General features: G+C 66.3%; 20 protein-coding genes. 14 read left to right on the plus strand and 6 right to left on the minus strand.

The window, feature by feature from the left end:
* Positions 1–4: 4 nt before the first annotated feature.
* Positions 5–457: a hypothetical protein gene (locus tag G6N42_RS04005; protein WP_163726392.1), complete on the plus strand. Its 453-nt coding sequence runs from the start codon at positions 5–7 to the stop codon at positions 455–457.
* Here the strand turns inward: G6N42_RS04005 and G6N42_RS04010 are convergent.
* Both G6N42_RS04010 and G6N42_RS04015 read right to left on the minus strand, forming a co-directional pair.
* The gene (locus tag G6N42_RS04010) at positions 454–1,020 is read right to left on the minus strand and encodes a class I SAM-dependent methyltransferase (RefSeq protein ID WP_163726395.1); all 567 of its coding nucleotides are present in this window, start codon (positions 1,018–1,020) and stop codon (positions 454–456) included. The genes G6N42_RS04005 and G6N42_RS04010 overlap by 4 nt on opposite strands.
* Positions 1,017–1,784, minus strand: a complete 768-nt coding sequence (locus G6N42_RS04015; RefSeq protein ID WP_163726398.1) for an enoyl-CoA hydratase — start codon at positions 1,782–1,784, stop codon at positions 1,017–1,019. The genes G6N42_RS04010 and G6N42_RS04015 overlap by 4 nt, the downstream gene beginning before the upstream one ends.
* A 22-nt stretch (positions 1,785–1,806) precedes the next feature.
* On the opposite strand from G6N42_RS04015, the gene G6N42_RS04020 reads away from it, so the two are divergent.
* Together G6N42_RS04020 and G6N42_RS04025 are read left to right on the plus strand one after the other, a co-directional pair.
* The gene (locus G6N42_RS04020) at positions 1,807–2,088 is read left to right on the plus strand and encodes a DUF2277 family protein (RefSeq protein ID WP_163726401.1); all 282 of its coding nucleotides are present in this window, start codon (positions 1,807–1,809) and stop codon (positions 2,086–2,088) included.
* Positions 2,085–2,648 carry a DUF1802 family protein gene (locus G6N42_RS04025; RefSeq protein WP_163726404.1) on the plus strand — a complete coding sequence of 188 codons (564 nt, stop codon included), beginning with the start codon at positions 2,085–2,087 and terminating at the stop codon, positions 2,646–2,648. The genes G6N42_RS04020 and G6N42_RS04025 overlap by 4 nt, the downstream gene beginning before the upstream one ends.
* A gap of 495 nt (positions 2,649–3,143) precedes the next feature.
* On the opposite strand, the gene G6N42_RS04030 is transcribed toward G6N42_RS04025, so the two are convergent.
* Entirely contained in the window at positions 3,144–4,835 is a 1,692-nt protein-coding gene (locus G6N42_RS04030; protein WP_163726407.1) for a CocE/NonD family hydrolase, read from the minus strand.
* 10 nt (positions 4,836–4,845) lie between these two features.
* Positions 4,846–5,460, minus strand: a complete 615-nt coding sequence (locus tag G6N42_RS04035; protein WP_163726410.1) for a TetR/AcrR family transcriptional regulator — start codon at positions 5,458–5,460, stop codon at positions 4,846–4,848.
* 55 nt (positions 5,461–5,515) lie between these two features.
* On the opposite strand from G6N42_RS04035, the gene G6N42_RS04040 reads away from it, so the two are divergent.
* Positions 5,516–6,649, plus strand: coding sequence for a sulfotransferase family protein (locus tag G6N42_RS04040; protein WP_163726414.1), 1,134 nt, complete (start codon positions 5,516–5,518; stop codon positions 6,647–6,649).
* A complete protein-coding gene (locus tag G6N42_RS04045; protein ID WP_163726418.1) occupies positions 6,639–7,700 on the plus strand; it encodes a DUF7064 domain-containing protein in 1,062 nt (353 codons plus the stop codon). Before G6N42_RS04040 ends, G6N42_RS04045 begins: the two co-directional genes overlap by 11 nt.
* On the opposite strand, the gene G6N42_RS04050 is transcribed toward G6N42_RS04045, so the two are convergent.
* A complete protein-coding gene (locus tag G6N42_RS04050) occupies positions 7,690–8,277 on the minus strand; it encodes a DUF3558 domain-containing protein (RefSeq protein WP_163726420.1) in 588 nt (195 codons plus the stop codon). The genes G6N42_RS04045 and G6N42_RS04050 overlap by 11 nt on opposite strands.
* A gap of 156 nt (positions 8,278–8,433) precedes the next feature.
* Here G6N42_RS04050 and pptH point away from each other — a divergent pair, with 156 nt between their 5' ends.
* The 3 genes from pptH to truB are packed head-to-tail and all read left to right on the plus strand — an operon-like array spanning position 8,434 to position 10,969.
* Positions 8,434–9,414, plus strand: a complete 981-nt coding sequence (gene pptH / locus G6N42_RS04055; protein ID WP_163726423.1) for an ACP phosphodiesterase PptH — start codon at positions 8,434–8,436, stop codon at positions 9,412–9,414.
* Positions 9,411–10,091, plus strand: coding sequence for a 4'-phosphopantetheinyl transferase PptT (gene pptT, locus G6N42_RS04060; protein ID WP_163726426.1), 681 nt, complete (start codon positions 9,411–9,413; stop codon positions 10,089–10,091). The genes pptH and pptT overlap by 4 nt, the downstream gene beginning before the upstream one ends.
* Positions 10,088–10,969 (plus strand): tRNA pseudouridine(55) synthase TruB, encoded by an 882-nt coding sequence (gene truB / locus G6N42_RS04065; protein ID WP_163726429.1) that lies wholly within the window; start codon positions 10,088–10,090, stop codon positions 10,967–10,969. The genes pptT and truB overlap by 4 nt, the downstream gene beginning before the upstream one ends.
* Before the next feature lie 35 nt (positions 10,970–11,004).
* Here the strand turns inward: truB and mntR are convergent, their stop codons facing one another.
* Positions 11,005–11,676, minus strand: a complete 672-nt coding sequence (gene mntR, locus G6N42_RS04070; RefSeq protein WP_163736941.1) for a manganese-binding transcriptional regulator MntR — start codon at positions 11,674–11,676, stop codon at positions 11,005–11,007.
* Positions 11,677–11,783: 107 nt separating this feature from the next.
* On the opposite strand from mntR, the gene G6N42_RS04075 reads away from it, so the two are divergent.
* The 6 genes from G6N42_RS04075 to bla all read left to right on the plus strand — a co-directional run bounded on the left by G6N42_RS04075 (position 11,784) and on the right by bla (position 18,540).
* Positions 11,784–12,776, plus strand: a complete 993-nt coding sequence (locus G6N42_RS04075) for a bifunctional riboflavin kinase/FAD synthetase (protein ID WP_163726431.1) — start codon at positions 11,784–11,786, stop codon at positions 12,774–12,776.
* Positions 12,777–12,938: 162 nt separating this feature from the next.
* On the plus strand, positions 12,939–13,208 hold the full coding sequence (rpsO, locus tag G6N42_RS04080; RefSeq protein WP_083127559.1) for a 30S ribosomal protein S15: 270 nt from the start codon (positions 12,939–12,941) through the stop codon (positions 13,206–13,208).
* A gap of 10 nt (positions 13,209–13,218) precedes the next feature.
* Positions 13,219–13,710: an LppU family putative lipoprotein gene (gene lppU / locus G6N42_RS04085; protein ID WP_163726434.1), complete on the plus strand. Its 492-nt coding sequence runs from the start codon at positions 13,219–13,221 to the stop codon at positions 13,708–13,710.
* 307 nt (positions 13,711–14,017) lie between these two features.
* Complete coding sequence (locus tag G6N42_RS04090; RefSeq protein WP_163726437.1) at positions 14,018–16,273, plus strand: polyribonucleotide nucleotidyltransferase; 2,256 nt, start codon at positions 14,018–14,020, stop codon at positions 16,271–16,273.
* Positions 16,236–17,603: a M16 family metallopeptidase gene (locus tag G6N42_RS04095; protein WP_434059561.1), complete on the plus strand. Its 1,368-nt coding sequence runs from the start codon at positions 16,236–16,238 to the stop codon at positions 17,601–17,603. The genes G6N42_RS04090 and G6N42_RS04095 overlap by 38 nt, the downstream gene beginning before the upstream one ends.
* 49 nt (positions 17,604–17,652) lie before the next feature.
* Positions 17,653–18,540 (plus strand): class A beta-lactamase, encoded by an 888-nt coding sequence (gene bla, locus G6N42_RS04100; RefSeq protein ID WP_163736947.1) that lies wholly within the window; start codon positions 17,653–17,655, stop codon positions 18,538–18,540.
* The last annotated feature ends 39 nt before the right edge of the window (positions 18,541–18,579 follow it).

Raw genomic sequence — 18,579 nt, forward strand, 5'->3', positions numbered from 1 at the left:
GGCCATGAAACGGTTCGCGATCGCGCTTGCCGCCGGCGCAGCGGCAAGTTTGGTCGCGGCGCCGTCGGCGGCGGCGGAGCCGACGGTCGGCACCGCGGTCTACGTGCAGATCCGCCAGTCGTTCGCACCGGTGGACGGCGACGACCAATGCGTCGGCACGTCAGCGCTCGGGCCCGTTCGCCGAGGATCTTCGGTGGTCCTCTCCGAGGGCGGCGTTGCGACCGATGGCCCCAAAGTGGCCGTCGGTCAATTCTTCCGCTCTCGCCTCAGGGACGGCGTCTGCGAGGCGCTGTACATCACGAGCGCGCCGACGAGGCCGGCCTTCAACGTCCAGTTCGCCGGCCCCGGCGGTGAGTTGAGTCCGGTGTTCGGCCCAACCGCGTCCGAGCCCGTCACGTATCAGCCGGGAATCGAGCAGGTGGTCAAGGTCGACATCGACCTGCCGCCCACCCCCTAACTAGCGACGTGTGCGATCGCCGACCAGCCGTACGGATTGGTTCGCACCTCGATGCGTTCGAAACCCGCTGCCTCCAAACGTGATTGCAGTGTCACGGGGTCGACGGGGTTGTACGTGTCGCCTTCGTGATGCGCCTCGAGCTCGGCGCTGGCCAGGCTGTCGCTGGCGACCAGCGCGGCACCGGGCCGAAGGACACGGGCGACTTCGGCGAACAGCCGGTCCTGCAACTCGATGGTAGGAACGTGATGCAGCATCGTGAAACACGCTGCACCGGTGAACCGGTCGTCCTCGTACGTCAGTGCCGTCGCATCGCCGCGCACGATCCTCACGCCGGGCTTGTCGGCGAATCGGTCGGTCAGCATCGCTGCAAGCTGCTCGTCGATCTCCACCGACGTCAGCTTCGGCACCGACTCGCTGAGCACGTCGGTGGTCGCGCCATAGCCGGGACCGACCTCCAAAACGTCGTCACCCAAATCGGTTTCGCCCAACGCCCACGGCAGGATGACCTCGCGAATCATCTGACGCCACTCGTCGCTGCCGCAGCGCTCGTGGGCCTCGTTCACCGAACCTGTGCCCTTCCGCGTTCGAACACCGCGGCGCGGTTGGCGGCGATGTCGTCTCCGCTGGCCGAGCGCATCCACGCGACCGCCGAGTCAGCCTCCAGGGCCAGACCCTCGGCGGTGCCGGCCTCGTCGATGCGATGATAGGACGCCAGCAGCGCCCGCACCGCCTTCTGGTTGTTGCCGACGATCGCCGCCGCCACCCTGCGCGCAGTGGGCATCAGCTCGTCGTGCGGCACGACCTCGGTGACCAGACCGGCCCGCAGTGCCTCGGTGGCCGAGAGGTAGTCACCGGTCATGCTCATCCGGCGCGCCATTCCGACACCGACCTTCTGCGGTAGCCGCACGGACAAACCCCAGGTCGGCAGCAGCCCGACCCGGGCGTGGGTGTCGGCGAACCGGGCGTTCTCGGAGGCGATGAGGATGTCGCAGTAGAGCGCGAGCTCCAGGCCACCCGTCACCGCCGCGCCGTTGATCGCGCCGATCACCGGCTTGGTCATCGCGGGCCACTTCGGCGAGATGTCGGGCAGCTCGGTGGTGTCGCCGAGTTCCTTGAGGTCCAGTCCCGCGCAGAACACCGGGTCGGTGCCGGTGAAGATGACGACGTCGACGTCATCGGCGCTCTCCGCATCCCGCAGCGCCTGGAAGAACTGGGTGCGAAGCGCCGAGGACAGGGCGTTGCGGGCCCGCGGGCGGTTCAGCGTCAGCGTCCGCACCCGATCCTGGGTGTCGATCAGCAGGATGTCGGTGTTGTTGGGGTCTGTCATGGCTCGAACCTATCGTGGAGCCATGTGCCGAAACATCACCGAGCTACGCGGACTCGAACCGGCAGCCACCGCGGAGGAAATCGAAGCGGCCTCACGTCAGTACGTCCGTAAGGTCAGCGGAATCACGCGGCCGTCCGGAGCGAACGCCGAAGCGTTCGAGGAGGCCGTCGCCGAGGTCACCGCGATCACCACCCGGCTGTTGGCCGGGCTGGCGCCACGACGCCAACCACCCAAGACGGTTCCACCGCTGAGGCGCCCCGAGGTGCAGGCGCGCATCGAGGCCAGAGCCGCCGGCACCGGGTGACCGCGCGGACGCCGACCCAGCCCGCGCTCAAGGAGTGGGGCGCGGCGGTGCACGGCCTGCTCGACGGCAGGCAGACGGTGCTACTGCGCAAGGGCGGCATCCACGAGAAGCGGTTCGCGCTCAGCGCATCGCGCTTCTTGTTCTTTCCCACGGTCGCCCACAGCCATACCGAGCGGGTACGGCCTGAACACCACGATCTGCTCGACGCCGCGGCCGCCGACAGTAGCGAGGCCGAGGTCGTCCTGCGGGCCGGCGCCAAGGTTGTCGCCGCCATCGAGGTCGGCCGGCCAGACAGTCTCGATGAGATCGAGGCGCTGCACATCTGGACCGCCGCATCGGTACGGGCTGATCGGCTGGACTTCCGGCCCAAGCACCGTCTCACCGTGTTGGTGGTGCAGGCCAGCCCGTTGCGGGAGCCCGTGCGTCTACCCCGCACGCCCGAGTACGCCGGCTGTAAGAGCTGGGTGCCGCTGCCCGTCGATCCGGACTGGGGACCGCCGGTCCACTCGGCTGAGGAACTCGAGAATCTGGCCGCCCAGGTCCGCCGCGCCGTCGGCTGAGAAAAGTTTGCCGCGAAAGCGGGGCGGGCCCTACTTTTTGAATTGGATATGAGGCACGCGACATGCGTGCGATCTCTCCCTAAATTGAATGTTGTGCGGAAAATGCACCGCAACAGAAAATGGATGAGGGAGAAAGATAATGAACATCAAGCCGCGTAATTTCGCAATGCTGTTGGGCGCCGGGGCCGTCGCCGCCGCCATCGCGTCGGCACCGGGCGCCGCTGCCGCAAGCGTGACGAGCACGCACGATTCGGGTGGCAGCACCACAACTCAGCGACCCCGGCCACGTGTCGATCCATACGACGCCGCCGTTGGTCTCGCCGCCAAAGGTGTGGGGCTCCCACTCGTCGCCGCTTTTTGTTTTGGGTGACTGACCGTATACGAGATGGCAGGCGAAAGGGCATATAGCCATTCGCCTGCCATCTTTTGTCGTTAGGATATGCGTTTCCTATGAATCACTTGCATTTCATGAATTCTGCAATCAACGGTCGGCAATTATGTTTGCTCAGCCGCCGAAGGCGCATCAGGGCCCGCGGGCAGCACGAGCCGCGACACGCCACCCTCGCCGAGGTGCACGGTGTGTGTCGACACCATGAGCTCTCGCGCGCTGACCAGGGGCTCGTTGGTACCGAGATTGCGGACGAACCGCGGATGCGAGCCGCCGGCGACCAGCACCCGGATCCGCGAACCGGCGCGGAATCGGTGGGCGGTCGCGTCCATTTCGATGCGAACGGTGCCGGGATCACCTGAAGCCGTCGCGCTGCGGCGGTATCCGTCGCTCACATTGCGGGAGACGCCCTTGGCGTCGACTTCGCTGATCCGGACGAACACGTCGTGGTACGGGTTGTCGCAGGAATGCGTCAACTCGACCACCGGTGTCCCCACGACATACAGATCGGCAGGCAGCCGGTCGCCGGTGAAGCACAGCACGTCGGGCCGCTCGGCGAGTTTCGCGTCCTTGCGGTAGCCACCCTCGGGTGCGAGCATCCGGCCGCCGATCGTGGGGGTCGGATCCACCGGGTTGTACGTGAATCGGGTCGGGGATGCGGTGTCGGGCGGCACTGCGTCGCCGAGACGGCCGGTGGGTTGCAGGTAGAGCACTCGCTCGGGCATCGCTGGCGGCCACTCCGGCAGGTCGGTCCAGCCTTTGCCGTTCACTTCGATGCGGACCGGACTGCGCGTCGTTCCTTTGCCGCCGAGGTGTGCGTCGAACCAGTCCAGCGATTCGCGCGTCACCGTCCCCGCCGCCTTGTACATGACCTGTGTGTGCGTCCACGATCCGATGGTCGCGGCGACGTCGACCCCGCGTCGCTTCAGCGTGTCGTATTGCGTGAGTGTCTGCTCGAGAAACAGGTCTTGCCAGCCGCCGATCAGCAACACCGGAACATCGGTGCGCTGCAACGCGTCCCACGCGCTCCTGTCAGCCCAGAACGGATCGTCGGCCTCGGGATGGCAGAGCCAATCCTCCCACCACGTCGCGCCCTTGCCCAGTAGCGCTCGGCCGGCGTCTCCTGCCGGGAGCCCGCTCGTCGCCCGACTCAACGCACGCCGGGCGCGCAACTGCCGGATCGTGGAACGCAGTTTCGGATCCTCCTGGCGCGCAACCAGGTCGCTCCAGCCGAGGAAGTCGTTCAGCCCGAACGAGCCGGTGCCCCACCGCGGGCCGCTGGGATCGTGCAGGCCCACCGTAATGACGGCGGCCTTCATCTCTGGTGGTGGGTCGGCGAGCAGTGCCCACTGGGTGAAGCCGAGATACGACAGGCCCATGGTGGCGAACGAACCGGTGAACCATGGCTGGCGCCTCAGCCACTCGACGGTGTCCGCGCCGTCGGCCTTCTCGTGGACCATCGGGACGAAGTCCCCACCGGAGCCGAATGTGCCACGCACACTTTGGAACACCACGTGGTACCCACGCGCGGCGTACACGCCGGCGTACATCGAGGAGAACGGGAAGCCTCGGCCGTATGGGCAGCGCACCAGCAGCGTGCCCGCCGGATGGGCAGTCGCCGGTTCGTAGTGGTCGGCGAGCAATTCGACACCGTCGCGCATCGGCACCCGCACGGTGTGCACCGAATATTCGGTCGTCGGCGGGGGCAGGCGAAGCAGTCGGGTCAGGGTCCGGTCGCGGAATGTCCCTAATCTGCCTCGGGATGGTGTGGAGGTGGCGTTGTCGGAGACCGCGGTCATCTCACGCACGCTACGCGGGTGGCGCATCGTCGTCCTCGATAGCACCGATCACCTTGGCCATGACCCACCCGATCGCGCGCGTCGCATCGGGCCCGTCGATGCCCCATACCCCCACCAACCGCTCATAACTCGGCACGTTCCACAGCACGTCGAGCAGGGCCGCAGCCATCTGCTGCTGGGCGGCCGACCACGCGGGGGCGGCCGCCGACACCGCACGTACGAGCGCTTCGCGCCGACGGGCGTCGACGCCGACGAATGTCGGATCCTGCGGCGTGTCAACGGATTTCCGTACCGAGAAGCGTTGTAGGGACGCGAACACTCTGGCCGTCACCTCGTCGATGTTGGCCAGGTCGACATCCTCGTAGGAGATGCCCGCCTCGGACTCCAGTCGTTGCATGACCGCGTCGTGCAGATGTCGTTCGGTGGGGAAGTGCCGGTAGACGGTGCGCTCGCCGACGCCCGCCCGTTCGGCCACCGCCTTGAACGTCAGATCTCGCCAGTTCCAGGAGTCGAACGCGTGCACCAATTCGCTGCCGGCCGCGACGATGCGCTCCCGCGTCTGGGCCGCTTTCTGCTGACGCGCCCGGTTGTCGTAGGTGCGCCGCGCTATTGACGACTCGCTCATAATAGTGACAGTGTACTGTCACCAAATTGACTCTGCGCCGAAGGGGAGGTGCACCGTGCCATCGCTGGACGACCTGACCGGGGCCGCAGTGCAACGCACCGGACTCGACGACTTCGGCGACGACTCCTTCCGCGAGGGCCTCGGGATCCTCGTGCGCGCCCTGGATGAGGAAGCGCGACTGAACGCCCGAGGCGAAGCGTTCGTCTACGACCGGATCGGACTACACCTGTGCCAGCGGCTACAGGTCGAGGACTGGTATCGCCGTCATCCCGAGATCGACGACGAGCAGATCGAGGCACCGCTGTTCGGACTCGGTCTGCCCCGCACCGGGTCGACGGCGCTGTCGTTCCTGCTGGCCCGCGATCCACACATCCGCTACCTACGCAGTTGGGAGTCCACCCGGCCATGCCCGCCCCCTTCGACGGTGCAGGGTGACGATCCGAGAATCCCGCTCGAGGCGCGCCCCGTCGTCGTCGGCAGCAGGCACCACGTGCCCAACGACGTTGCGGGACCGATGGAATGCCTCGATCTGATGGCGCTCGACTTCAAATCCCAGATGTTCCAGGCGTTCGCGCAGATACCGTCGTACTCCGACTGGCTGCTGGACCGGGCCGACTTCACGTCCACCTACCACTACGAGCTTCGCGTGCTCAAGCTGCTGCAGTGGGGTGAGCCCACACGACCGTGGCGGTTGAAGTCACCCGCTCACGTGATCTCCCTCGGCTTCCTCGACCGGGTGTTCCCGGATGCCCGATTCGTGATGACCCACCGCGACCCGACCGACGTGATGCTCTCGGTCGCCGATGTATACGCCGACATCGTCTCCGGCTTCAGCGATGACGTCGACCGCCGGTATCTGGGTGAGCTCAACGTCAAACAGTGGTCGACGGGCATCGACCGCGTGCTGAAGTTCCGCTCCGGCGGCACCGATGATCGCTTCTTCGACATCGACTTCCGAGCTATGCAGGACGACCCGATCGGCCAGGTGCGCCGACTGTACGCCTGGCTCGGAGCACCCGTTACCACTGAGTTCGAGGACGGCATGCGCGCGTGGTGGGCCGAGAACGCCGAGAACCGCGAACCACACCCGAAAACCGACGCGCAGGCATTCGGTATGGATCCCAACGCGATTCGGCCGCTGTTCGCCACCTACGTCGACGCCCACCTGGGAGGCTCGCATGGCAATTGACCTGACCGGCGGCATCGACGCGGAGCGCGAATACATGTTCGCGCAGCGACCGGACAACCCGGAGATGCGGGATTCGGTGAGTTTCTGGGTCGTCGACGACCGCGGCAGTGTGGGGTTGCCACGCATCGGTGTCGAAGCGGTCGCCGCGAACTGGGAGGCGCACGGCGTCCAGGTGAACGTCGCGTTCGCCGACGGGCGCGTGTACCGACTGCGTGACGAGGGCAAGAGCCTGTCGCCCATCGGCGCCGACGGTAAGCCGTCGGTCCTGGGCGCCGGCCCGCTCGCGTTCACGTGCGTCAGACCGTTCGACGTGTGGACCATGGCGTTCGACGGAAAGGCCAACGCGACGTCGTCGGCCGACCTGATCGAGGGTCGCAAGGACGGGCCGTCGGTCGACCTGCGATTTGAGGTCGAGGCGATCATGGCGGTGCCGCCGTGGGTGCAAGGCGCACTGCAGGCCGATGCGGAGGCGCAGCTGAAGACGTCGATCGTCGGCGATCTCATGGGAGGACCCCGCTACGAGCAGCTGTTTCGGGCGACGGGCTCAGTGCACGTGGCAGGCGAACAGCACGCGTTCGCGGGGAGCGGCCTCCGGATCCGTCGCCAGGGCGTACGCCGTCTCGAGGGGTTCTGGGGCCACTGCTGGCAGTCGGCGCTCTTTCCGGGCGGACGGGCGTTCGGCTACATCGCCTACCCGCAGCGGCCCGACGGTGAGCCCGCGTTCAACGAGGGCTATCTGTTTGACGGTGACGGTGAGCTGATCCCGGCGCGTGCCGTGCAGGCGCCGTGGCTGACCCGGCTGGAGCCAAAGGGGGAGGACGTCTCCGTCGTGCTTCAAACCGCGCGCGGCAACGTGCACATCGAGGGTGAGACCGTGGTGTCGACGCACGACATCACCGATCCCAGCGAGGTGCCCGCCGAAATGCTCGAGAAGATGGCGAATTGGACCTTTCCGGCGCTACAGCAGGCCGGTGTGCGCTACCGCTGGGACGGTGAAGAAACCATCGGAATGCTCGAACGCTCGAGCCCGATGGACAAGATCACTCGTTAGAAGGGCCCTGGAAGATGTAGTGCGGCACCAGCTCGTGGGCGCGCTGCAGGTTGGTCTGCATGCAGTCCGGTTGCGGGTTGGAGTAGATCGTCGAGAAGAAGATCGTCTGTTGGATCAGGCCGTAGTCGGTGTCGAATCCGATGGCGCAGGTGATCCACCAGCGGTTGTTCCAGTCGGTCGGCTTCATGACCCACCACTGCGCGGCACGGTGGCCGTCGATGTCGAGTTGGATGGCATCCGCCGGTAGCGCCTCTTCGAACGTCTTCCACACGAAGGCCTCGACGGTCATCTGATAGTTGCCCGCGTCGTACTTGCACCGCATCCCTTCCTCGGGGATCGGCGGTGTGAAGGTCAGGCCGAGGGACCCCATCACGTCGAGTGGGAGGTCACGGCACGGGTTGAACGGGTCCGGATCGGTGATGTCGATGACCGGATACTTGATGGTGGTTGTGACGTTGGTCATCGGAATATCCGACGCGCGCACCTGCATGGGTCCGCCGGGGTGGGACTGGCCGACCGCGATCACCGCTGCGACGAGCGCACACAGCGCTGCGAGAATGCGCAGCTTGGCGATCATTACACCCCCTGCTGTCGTGGCGGCGGGGCCGCCGGCCTCTGGACCGATCCTGCCCGGGGAGTGTAGCGGCCCGCAGTCAGGGTCCGAAGCGGAAAAGAGAACATGTTCTAGTTGGGTTGCGGGCGCGATCATCGCCCGCACGTAGGCTGGAGGGCTGTGACACGCGACGATCAGGCAGCCCCACGGGAGCCGGCTGGCCGCCGACGTCCGACACTGTGGGCGATCAGCGACCTTCACACCGGTCACACGGGCAACAAGCCCGTCACGGAGTCGCTGCACCCGTCCACCCCCGACGACTGGCTGATCGTGGCCGGCGATGTCGGTGAACGCACCGACGAGATCTACTGGGCTCTGGACTTGCTGCGAAAGCGCTTCGCCAAGGTGATCTGGGTCCCGGGCAATCACGAGCTGTGGACCACCAACCGCGACCCGATGCAGATCTTCGGCAAGGCCCGCTACGACTACCTGGTCGACATCTGCGACCAGATGGGCGTCATCACCCCCGAGCACCCGTTTCCGGTGTGGACGGAAGAGGGCGGCCCGGCGACGATCGTGCCGATGTTCCTGCTCTACGACTACACGTTTCTGCCGGAGGGGGCAGCGACCAAGGCCGAGGGGCTGGCCATTGCCCGCGAGCGCAACATCGTGGGCACCGACGAGTACCTGTTGTCGGCCGAGCCGTACGCCACCCGCGACGCATGGTGTCGCGACCGGGTCGCCTCGACCCGAAAGCGGCTCGAGGACCTCGACTGGATGACTCCCAACATCCTGGTGAACCACTTCCCGTTGGTCCGCGAACCGTGCGATGCGATGTTCTATCCGGAGTTCGCGCTGTGGTGCGGCACCACGGCGACCGCCGACTGGCACACCCGCTACAACGCGCTGTGCTCGGTGTACGGCCACCTGCACATCCCTCGCACCACGTGGTACGACGGGGTTCGCCACGAGGAAGTGTCGGTCGGATATCCGCGGGAGTGGCGGCGCCGCAAGCCATATCGCTGGCTGCGGCAGATACTTCCCGATCCTAAGTACTCGCCCGGTTATCTCAACGAATTCGGCGGGCACTTCGAGATCACGCAGGAGATGCGCGAGCACGCCCAGAAGATGCAGCAACGCATCCAGGCCAGGTACTCATGACGGGCATGGCGACCCTGCTCTCCGGCGTGCTGCCCGAGCACGGCCAGGCGCTGGCTGCGGCGGAGATGTATACCGACCCACCGGAACTCGCACCGCTGCCCGAAGAAGAGCCGCTTATCGCGAAGTCAGTCGCCAAGCGCCGCAACGAGTTCATCACCGTGCGTCACTGCGCGCGGGAGGCGCTCGGCGAGCTCGGTATTGAACCCGTACCGATCCTCAAGGGGGAGAAGGGCGAACCGTGCTGGCCCGACGGCGTCGTCGGCAGCCTCACCCACTGTGAGGGCTTCCGCGGCGCGGCCGTGGCCCGGCACGACGCGATCCGCTCTGTCGGTATCGACGCCGAGCCGCACGACGTGCTCCCCAACGGCGTGCTCGACGCCATCAGCCTGCCAGGGGAGCGCACTGAGCTACAGGCGCTTCCAGGCGGGCTGCATTGGGACCGAATCCTGTTCTGCGCCAAGGAAGCCACCTACAAAGCGTGGTTTCCTGTCACGAACCGCTGGCTGGGATTCGAGGACGCGCACATCACGTTCGACATCGACGGCACCGGCACGGCGGGCGGATTCGAATCACGCATCCTCGTCGACCCGTCTGCACCGTCGGGGCCACCGCTGCAGACGCTGGCGGGCCGGTGGTCGGTGCGCGACGGTCTCGCACTCACGGCGATTGTGCTATGACCGAAGCTGGTCTTGTCGTCGTGGACAAGCCGGCGGGTATGACCAGCCACGACGTGGTGGGCCGCTGCAGGCGGATCTTCGGCACCCGAAAGGTTGGTCACGCGGGCACTCTCGACCCGATGGCTACGGGCGTGCTGGTGGTCGGTATCGAACGGGCCACCAAGATCCTCGGCATGTTGACGGTGACCGACAAGTCGTACGCCGCGACGATCCGGCTGGGTCAGACCACGTCGACCGAGGATGCCGAAGGTGAAGTGCTGCAGACGGTTTCGGCATCTGGGGTTGGTCAGGCGCAGATCGAGACGGCGGTGGCTGCGTTGCGCGGTGAGATCGATCAGATTCCGTCGGCAGTGAGCGCCATCAAGGTCGACGGGCAGCGGGCCTACAAGCTGGCCCGCGAGGGACAAACCGTCGAGCTCGCGCCGCGCAGGGTGCGCATCGAGCGGTTCGACGTGCTATCCGTCCGGCATGAGGGCGATCTCGTCGACGTCGACGTCGACGTGGACTGCTCCAGCGGAACCTACATCCGCGCGCTGGCTCGCGACGTAGGCGCCGCGCTCGGCGTCGGTGGACATCTCACCGCACTGCGCCGGACGAGGGTCGGCACGTTCGAGCTGGATCAGGCCGCCCGTTTGGAGGACCTCGCCGAACGGCCGCGCCTGTCGTACACGCTCGACGAGGCGTGCCTGCTGGCGTTCCGGCGTCGCGACCTGACTGCTGAGGAAACCGAGGACACCCGTCATGGGCGGCCGCTGAAAGTGGCTGGCATCGAAGGTGTTTACGCGGCAACCGCAGTCGACGGGCGGGTCATCGCGCTGCTGAGAGACGACGCGATCCGCACCAAGTCGGTGGTCGTGCTGCGGCCGGCCACCCTCTAGCGGTCGCGGGCAGGCCGACTGACGGTCCGCGACCCTCAGCCGACCACCCAAATAGCTTCTGCCGCAGGGTTTCCCAACTCCACGGTGGTGCCCTTCTCGTGTTCGCCCGCATCGGCGGACTTGACCGCCACCGAGATCATGCCCGCGAAATCGCGCCGGGCCAGCACCAGCAGCCGCGAATCCAGGCTGATGCCGACACTGTCGAAATACCGCAGCATCTCCGGGTCGGAGTCCGAGATCCGGGCGACGGTTCCGGTGTCACCGTCGCGGCAGACCGACAGCTGGCGGGCGTCCGGGGTGGGGACCCGGCCGTCGGAGGCGGGAATCGGGTCGCCGTGCGGGTCGCGCGTCGGATGGCCGAGCTTGGCGTCGATGCGCTCGAGCATCCGCTCGGACACCGCGTGCTCGAGCACCTCGGCCTCGTCGTGCACCTCGTCCCAGCTGTATCCGAGTTCGCGGACGAGGAAGGTCTCCATGAGCCGGTGCCTGCGGACCATCGCGAGAGCGGCCGCGCGGCCGGCATCGGTCAGTGTCACGGCGCCGTACTTCTCGTGATCGACCAGGCCCTGGTCGGCCAGCTTGCGCACCGACTCCGAGGCCGTGCTGGCGGACACGCCGAGTCGCTCGGCCAACATCTTGGTGCTGACCTTCTCGTGCGACCACTCCTGGGCAGTCCAGATCACCTTCAGGTAATCCTGGGCGACCATCGTCAAGTCGCGCGGATCACCGTTCACGCTTACGAAGTTTAGGCAGTTGTCACCTGATCTGGCGATCTAGCGCGGCCGTGGCGACGCGTGCGCCGTAGGCTTGCGCTGTGCAGCGCTGGCGGGGACAGGACGAGATCCCGACGGACTGGGGCCGATGTGTCGTCACCATCGGCGTGTTCGACGGTGTTCATCGAGGCCATCAGGAGCTGATCAACCACGCGGTGAAGGCGGGCCGGTCCCGCGGCGTGCCGACGGTGTTGATGACCTTCGACCCACATCCCATGGAGGTCGTCTTCCCCGGCAGCCATCCCGCCCAGCTCACGACGCTGACCAGGCGCGCCGAGTTGGTCGAGGACATGGGCATCGACGTGTTCCTGGTCATGCCGTTCACCTCGGATTTCATGAAGCTCACACCCGAGCGCTACGTCCACGAACTGCTGGTCGAACGGCTGCACGTCGTCGAGGTCGTGGTCGGGGAGAACTTCACGTTCGGCAAGAAGGCGGCCGGCAACGTCGACCTGCTGCGCAAAGCGGGTGACCGGTTCGGCTTCGCGGTCGAGGGCATGTCCCTGGTATCTGAGGCCTTTGGGGCTAATGCCACCAACAGCGAGGAAACCGTCACGTTCTCGTCGACCTACATCCGGTCCTGCGTCGACGCCGGTGACATGGTTGCCGCTACCGAGGCTCTGGGACGTCCGCACCGCGTCGAGGGTGTCGTGGTCCGCGGCGACGGGCGCGGCAAGGTCCTGGGCTTTCCGACGGCCAACGTGGCGCCGCCGATGTACTCGGCCATTCCCGCCGACGGCGTCTATGCGGCATGGTTCACGGTGCTCGGCCACGGGCCCATCGTGGGCGCCGTCGTCCCAGGTGAGCGCTACCAGGCAGCCGTCTCGGTCGGCACCAACCCCACGTTCTCCGGGCGTACTCGCACAGTGGAGGCGTTCGTCCTGGATACGTCAGCCGATCTCTACGGCCAGCACGTGGCGGTCGATTTCGTCGCGCGCATCCGCGGGCAAGAGAAATTCGCCAAAGTCGAGGAACTGGTCACCGCCATGGGCGCCGACACGGAACGGGCGCGCACCATCCTGGCGGCACAGTAGACCGGCGATTTCGCGGCTCGCCGCGGTGCTGGATTTCGCGGCTCGCCGCGGTGCGCTGTAGACTCCGGGCCGACCGAGCGTGTGCTGCAGTTCGCGGCGGCTGCGCTTATTTGGGGGCCTAGGGGCCTCATGTTCGCGGACTGAAATAGATGGAGTTGTTTCGTGGCGCTCACTGTCGAACAGAAGAAGACCATTCTGGGCGAGTACGGCCTGCACGACACCGATACCGGCTCACCGGAGGCTCAGGTCGCGCTGCTGACCAAGCGCATCGCCGACCTGACCGAGCATCTGAAGATGCACAAGCACGACCACCACTCGCGACGTGGTCTGCTGCTGCTGGTCGGCCGTCGGCGCCGCCTGCTCAAGTACGTCGCGCAGGTCGACGTGGCGCGCTACCGCTCGTTGATCGAGCGCCTCGGGCTGCGTCGCTGACGCGACGCGGGTGCGGAACCTGCCCGCGATCGTCGTAGCGGCGATCGTCGTTTTGGGGGGGTTGACGGGGTGTTCGTCCTCGTCCGCGACGGATCTCGCGGTAGGGGACTGCCTTAAGACGGGTGGCACCCCGGAGCGGCCGGAAGTGACCAGGGTCGAGTGCGGCAGCCCGGAGTCCAATTTCAAGGTGGCGGCCACGGCCGAGAACAGCGACCAATGCCCGGCTGACGTCGACTCTTACTACTCGATGAAGAGCACGTTCTCCGATACCAGCACCACGATCTGCATGGATATCGACTGGGTCGTCGGCGACTGCATGAGCATCGATCCGAACAACGACAAGGATCCGCTACGGGTCGACTGCGACGATTCCTCGGTGCCCAATCGGCAACGCGCCACCGAGGTGCTGGAGAACGTCGCCAACGTCGACCAGTGCGCAAGCGGCGTCGGCTATCCCTACGACGAGCGCAACTTCACCGTATGCGTGGAGGATGTGGCCTGAGGGTCCGGCGGATTTCGGGCCGTACCTGCTGCAATGTAGGATGGCTGAGTTCGACAGCCGGTTTCGGCTCGAATGTCTGGGTGCGGTGATCGCAGTTCCGCGAGCGCCGTTCCCGCGTGTCACATCGGATGTGCTGGATCAACGACATGCCCGATCGCACGGTCTTCGGTAGTGGCTGCCGGGTCCGATACCCGACAGCTTCGATCGATGGCCGTGGCCCAGTCGAGGCCGGTGATTCACCCTCTGTGGCAACGCGAAAACAGTTGAACAGTGAAGACTGTGAACCAGAGAGGCCATACGGACACCCATGTCTGTAGTTGAACTTGAAGACGGCGTGTACGAATCCACCGCCGTGATCGACAACGGGAGCTTCGGCTCCCGCACCATCCGTTTCGAGACCGGCCGGCTTGCCAAGCAGGCCGCCGGCTCTGTCGTCGCCTACCTCGACGACGAGACCATGTTGCTGTCGGCCACCACGGCCAGCAAGCAGCCCAAAGACCATTTCGACTTCTTCCCCTTGACCATCGACGTCGAGGAGCGGATGTATGCCGCGGGTCGCATCCCGGGTTCGTTCTTCCGCCGTGAGGGCCGGCCGTCGACGGACGCGATCCTGACCTGCCGACTCATCGACCGGCCGCTGCGCCCGACCTTCGTTTCGGGTCTGCGCAACGAGATCCAGGTCGTTGTCACCGTGATGAGCCTGGATCCAAAGGATCTGTATGACGTGCTGGCGATCAACGCCGCATCGGCGTCGACCCAGATCTCCGGCCTGCCCTTCGCCGGCCCGGTCGGTGGCGTGCGCGTCGCGCTGATCGACGGCCAGTGGGTCGCGTTCCCGACCATCGAGCAGCTCGAGGGAGCCGTGTTCGACATGGTCGTCGCCGGCCGCAAGACCGCCGATGACGTCGCGATCATGATGGTCGAGGCCGAGGCGACCGACAAGGTCATCGAGCTCGTCGCCGGTGGCGCGGGTGCCCCGACCGAGGCGGTCGTGGCCGAGGGTCTCGAGGCCGCGAAGCCGTTCATCGCGGCGCTGTGCACCGCGCAGGAGGCGCTCGCCGAGAAAGCCGCCAAGCCGACGGCCGACTACCCGGTGTTCCCCGACTACCAGGACGACGTGTTCGAAAGCGTCTCGGCGGTGGCCACCGACGAGCTGTCGAAGGCGCTGACCATCGCGGGTAAGGAAGAGCGCGACGATCGCACCAACGAGATCAAGGTCGAGGTGCTCGACCGGTTGGCCGAGCAGTACGCCGGCCGCGAGAAGGAGATCGGTGCAGCGTTCCGATCGCTCACGAAAAAGCTTGTGCGCCAGCGTATTTTGACAGACCACTTCCGCATCGACGGCCGCGGCATCACCGATATCCGTGCTCTGAGCGCCGAGGTGGCCGTCGTGCCGCGCGCGCATGGCAGCGCGCTGTTCGAGCGCGGCGAAACCCAGATCATGGGTGTCACCACGCTGGACATGGTCAAGATGGCCCAGCAGATCGACTCGCTGGGCCCCGAGACCAGTAAGCGGTACATGCATCACTACAACTTCCCGCCGTATTCGACCGGTGAGACCGGTCGCGTCGGATCGCCCAAGCGTCGCGAGATCGGCCACGGCGCCCTCGCCGAGCGGGCACTGATGCCCGTGCTGCCGAGCGTCGAGGAGTTCCCGTACGCGATCCGCCAGGTGTCGGAGGCATTGGGCTCCAACGGCTCGACGTCGATGGGTTCGGTGTGTGCGTCGACCCTGTCGCTGCTGAATGCCGGTGTGCCGCTGAAGGCCCCGGTCGCCGGTATCGCGATGGGGCTCGTGTCCGACGACGTCGAGGTTGATGGTGGCGGCACCGAGCGACGCTTCGTCACCCTCACCGACATTCTCGGCGCCGAGGATGCGTTCGGCGACATGGACTTCAAGTGCGCAGGCACCAAGGAGTTCGTCACCGCGCTGCAGCTGGACACCAAGCTGGACGGCATCCCGTCACAGGTGCTGGCCGGCGCACTGTCGCAGGCCAAGGATGCGCGCCTGACGATTCTCGAGGTGATGGCCGAGGCCATCGACGAGCCCGACGAGATGAGCCCGTATGCACCGCGGATCACCACGATCAAGGTGCCGGTCGACAAGATCGGCGAGGTCATCGGGCCCAAGGGCAAGATGATCAACTCGATCACGGAGGAGACCGGTGCGTCGATCTCGATCGAGGACGACGGCACCGTGTTCGTCGGGGCCTCCAATGGCGAAGCGGCACAGGCTGCGATCGACAAGATCAACGCGATCGCCAACCCGCAGCTGCCCAAGATCGGTGAGCGGTTCCTCGGAACGGTGGTGAAGACAACCGATTTCGGTGCGTTCGTGTCGCTGCTTCCAGGTCGGGACGGCTTGGTGCACATCTCCAAGCTCGGCCGCGGCAAGCGGATCGCCAAGGTCGAGGACGTGGTGAAGGTGGGCGACAAGCTGCGCGTCGAGATCGCCGACATCGACAACCGTGGAAAGATCTCGCTGGTCCTCGTCGCCGAAGACGAAGCAGCTGAAGCATCCCCTGATGCAGCGCCAGCAGATGCCGCAGCAGCCACGAGCTAGGGCGTTGCGTCGCGGCGCAGACAACAAGGAATCATCGACTCGAGACCTCTCCAAGGTGCGGCGCACCGTACTACCCGGTGGCCTGCGCGTGGTCACCGAGTACGTCCCGTCGGTGCATTCGGCATCGGTCGGGGTGTGGGTCGACGTCGGGTCCCGTGACGAGGGATCCAGCGTGGCCGGTGCGGCGCACTTCCTGGAACACCTGCTGTTCAAGTCGACGCCGACGCGATCCGCGGTCGAGATCGCACAGGCGGTGGACGCCGTCGGTGGCGAGCTGAACGCGTTCACCGCCCGTGAGCACACGTGCTACTACGCGCATGTGCTCGACACCGACCTCGAACTGGCGGTCGACCTGGTGGCCGACGTGGTGCTGCGGGGGCGTTGTGCCGCAGACGATGTCGAGATCGAGCGGGCCGTCGTGCTCGAGGAGATCGCGATGCGCGACGACGATCCCGAGGACACCCTCGGCGACGTCTTCCTGTCGGCGATGTTCGGTACGCATCCTGTCGGGCGACCGGTGATCGGCAGCGCGGAGTCGATCGCCTCCATGACCAGGACGCAACTGCATTCGTTCCACATGCGGCGCTATACACCGGAGCGGATGGTGGTGGCGGTCGCGGGAAATGTGGACCACAACGAGGTCGTTTCGCTGGTGCGCGAGCACTTCGGTCCTCGCCTGGTGCGCGGCCGCAAGCCGGTGGCCCCGCGTAAGGGCACCGGTCGCGTCACGGGCCGGCCGACCCTTGAGATCGTCAACAAGGACGCCGAGCAGACCCATCTGTCGCTGGGCGTCCGGACACCGGGCAGGCACTGGGAGCATCGGTGGGCATTGTCGGTGCTCAACACCGCTCTGGGTGGTGGGCTGAGTTCCCGTCTGTTTCAACAGATTCGGGAAACCCGCGGGCTGGCGTACTCGGTGTACTCGACCGTGGACACCTTCTCCGACAGCGGTGCGCTCTCCATCTACGCGGCGTGCCTACCCGAACGCTTCGCAGAGGTCGTCCGGGTGACCGTCGATGTGCTCGAGGACGTGGCCCGTGACGGCATCACCGAAACCGAATACCGCATCGCGAAGGGCTCACTGCGCGGCGGACTGGTGCTCGGACTGGAGGATTCGGGTTCCCGGATGAACCGGATCGGCCGAAGCGAGCTGAACTATGGCGCGCATCGCACGATCGCCGACACCCTGTCCAGGATCGAATCGGTAACGCTGGACGAAGTGAACAGCGTCGCGCGCAAACTGCTGACCCGGCAATACGGTGGCGCAGTTCTCGGTCCGCAAACTTCGAAAAGGATGCTGCCGCAGCCGCTTCGGGCCATCACGCGCTGATCGCCTACGCTGGGAGTCTATGACTCGACTGAGGCGCTCCGGCGCCGACATCCAGCGACTGTCCAGACGAAATGTTCTGCTCGGCGGGTTGACGCTCGCCGCGGTGGCCGCGTCCGCGCCACGTACCGCGTCGGCACAGCCGCCGTCGTCCATCGAGGCGTCCCTGCAGGGGCTCGAGCAACGCCACAACGCCGTTATCGGGCTGTTCGCTTCAAACCTGGTGTCAGACAAGACTGTTGCGCACCGCGCACAGGACCCTCTTGCCCTGTGTTCGGTGTTCAAGGGGTATGCCTCGGCGCGCGTCCTGCAGATGGCTCAGCACGGCGAACTCTCGCTCGACGAGGGGATGTTCGTAGACCCGGCTCAGATCCTGCCGAACTCACCCGTCACCGGACCGCGCGCTGGCTCCGAGATGACGCTGGCCGAGCTGTGCCAGGCCACGCTGCAGCAGAGTGACAACGCCGCGGCGAACCTACTGCTCAGCAGGATCGGCGGGCCGCAGGCGATCACCGCGTTCGCGCGCAGCATCGGGGACGGACAAACGCGTCTGGACCGCTGGGAGACCGAGCTGAACTCGGCGATCCCGGGTGATCCGCGGGACACCAGCACACCCGAGGCGCTGGGTGGGGGTTATCGCGCGCTGCTGGACGGAGATGTCCTCGCGCCACCGCAGCGGGGGCTGCTCGAGGACTGGATGCGCGCCAACCAGACGTCGAGCATGCGGGCGGGGCTGCCGCCGGCCTGGACCAGCGCCGACAAGACGGGCAGTGGGAGCTACGGCACGACCAACGATGTCGGAATCGCGTATGGGCCGGAGGGCCAACGCGTGCTGCTCGCGATCATGACGCGGTCGCAAGCCAATGATCCGCAAGCGGCGAACATGCGCCCGCTCATCGGGGAGATCACGGCGCTGGTGCTGCCGACGCTGCTCGCGTAGACGCCGTTGACCAGGACACCCGGTCCCCCCCGGGTAGTC

Source organism: Mycobacterium gallinarum (assembly GCF_010726765.1).
GTDB classification, from domain to species: Bacteria; Actinomycetota; Actinomycetes; order Mycobacteriales; family Mycobacteriaceae; genus Mycobacterium; species Mycobacterium gallinarum.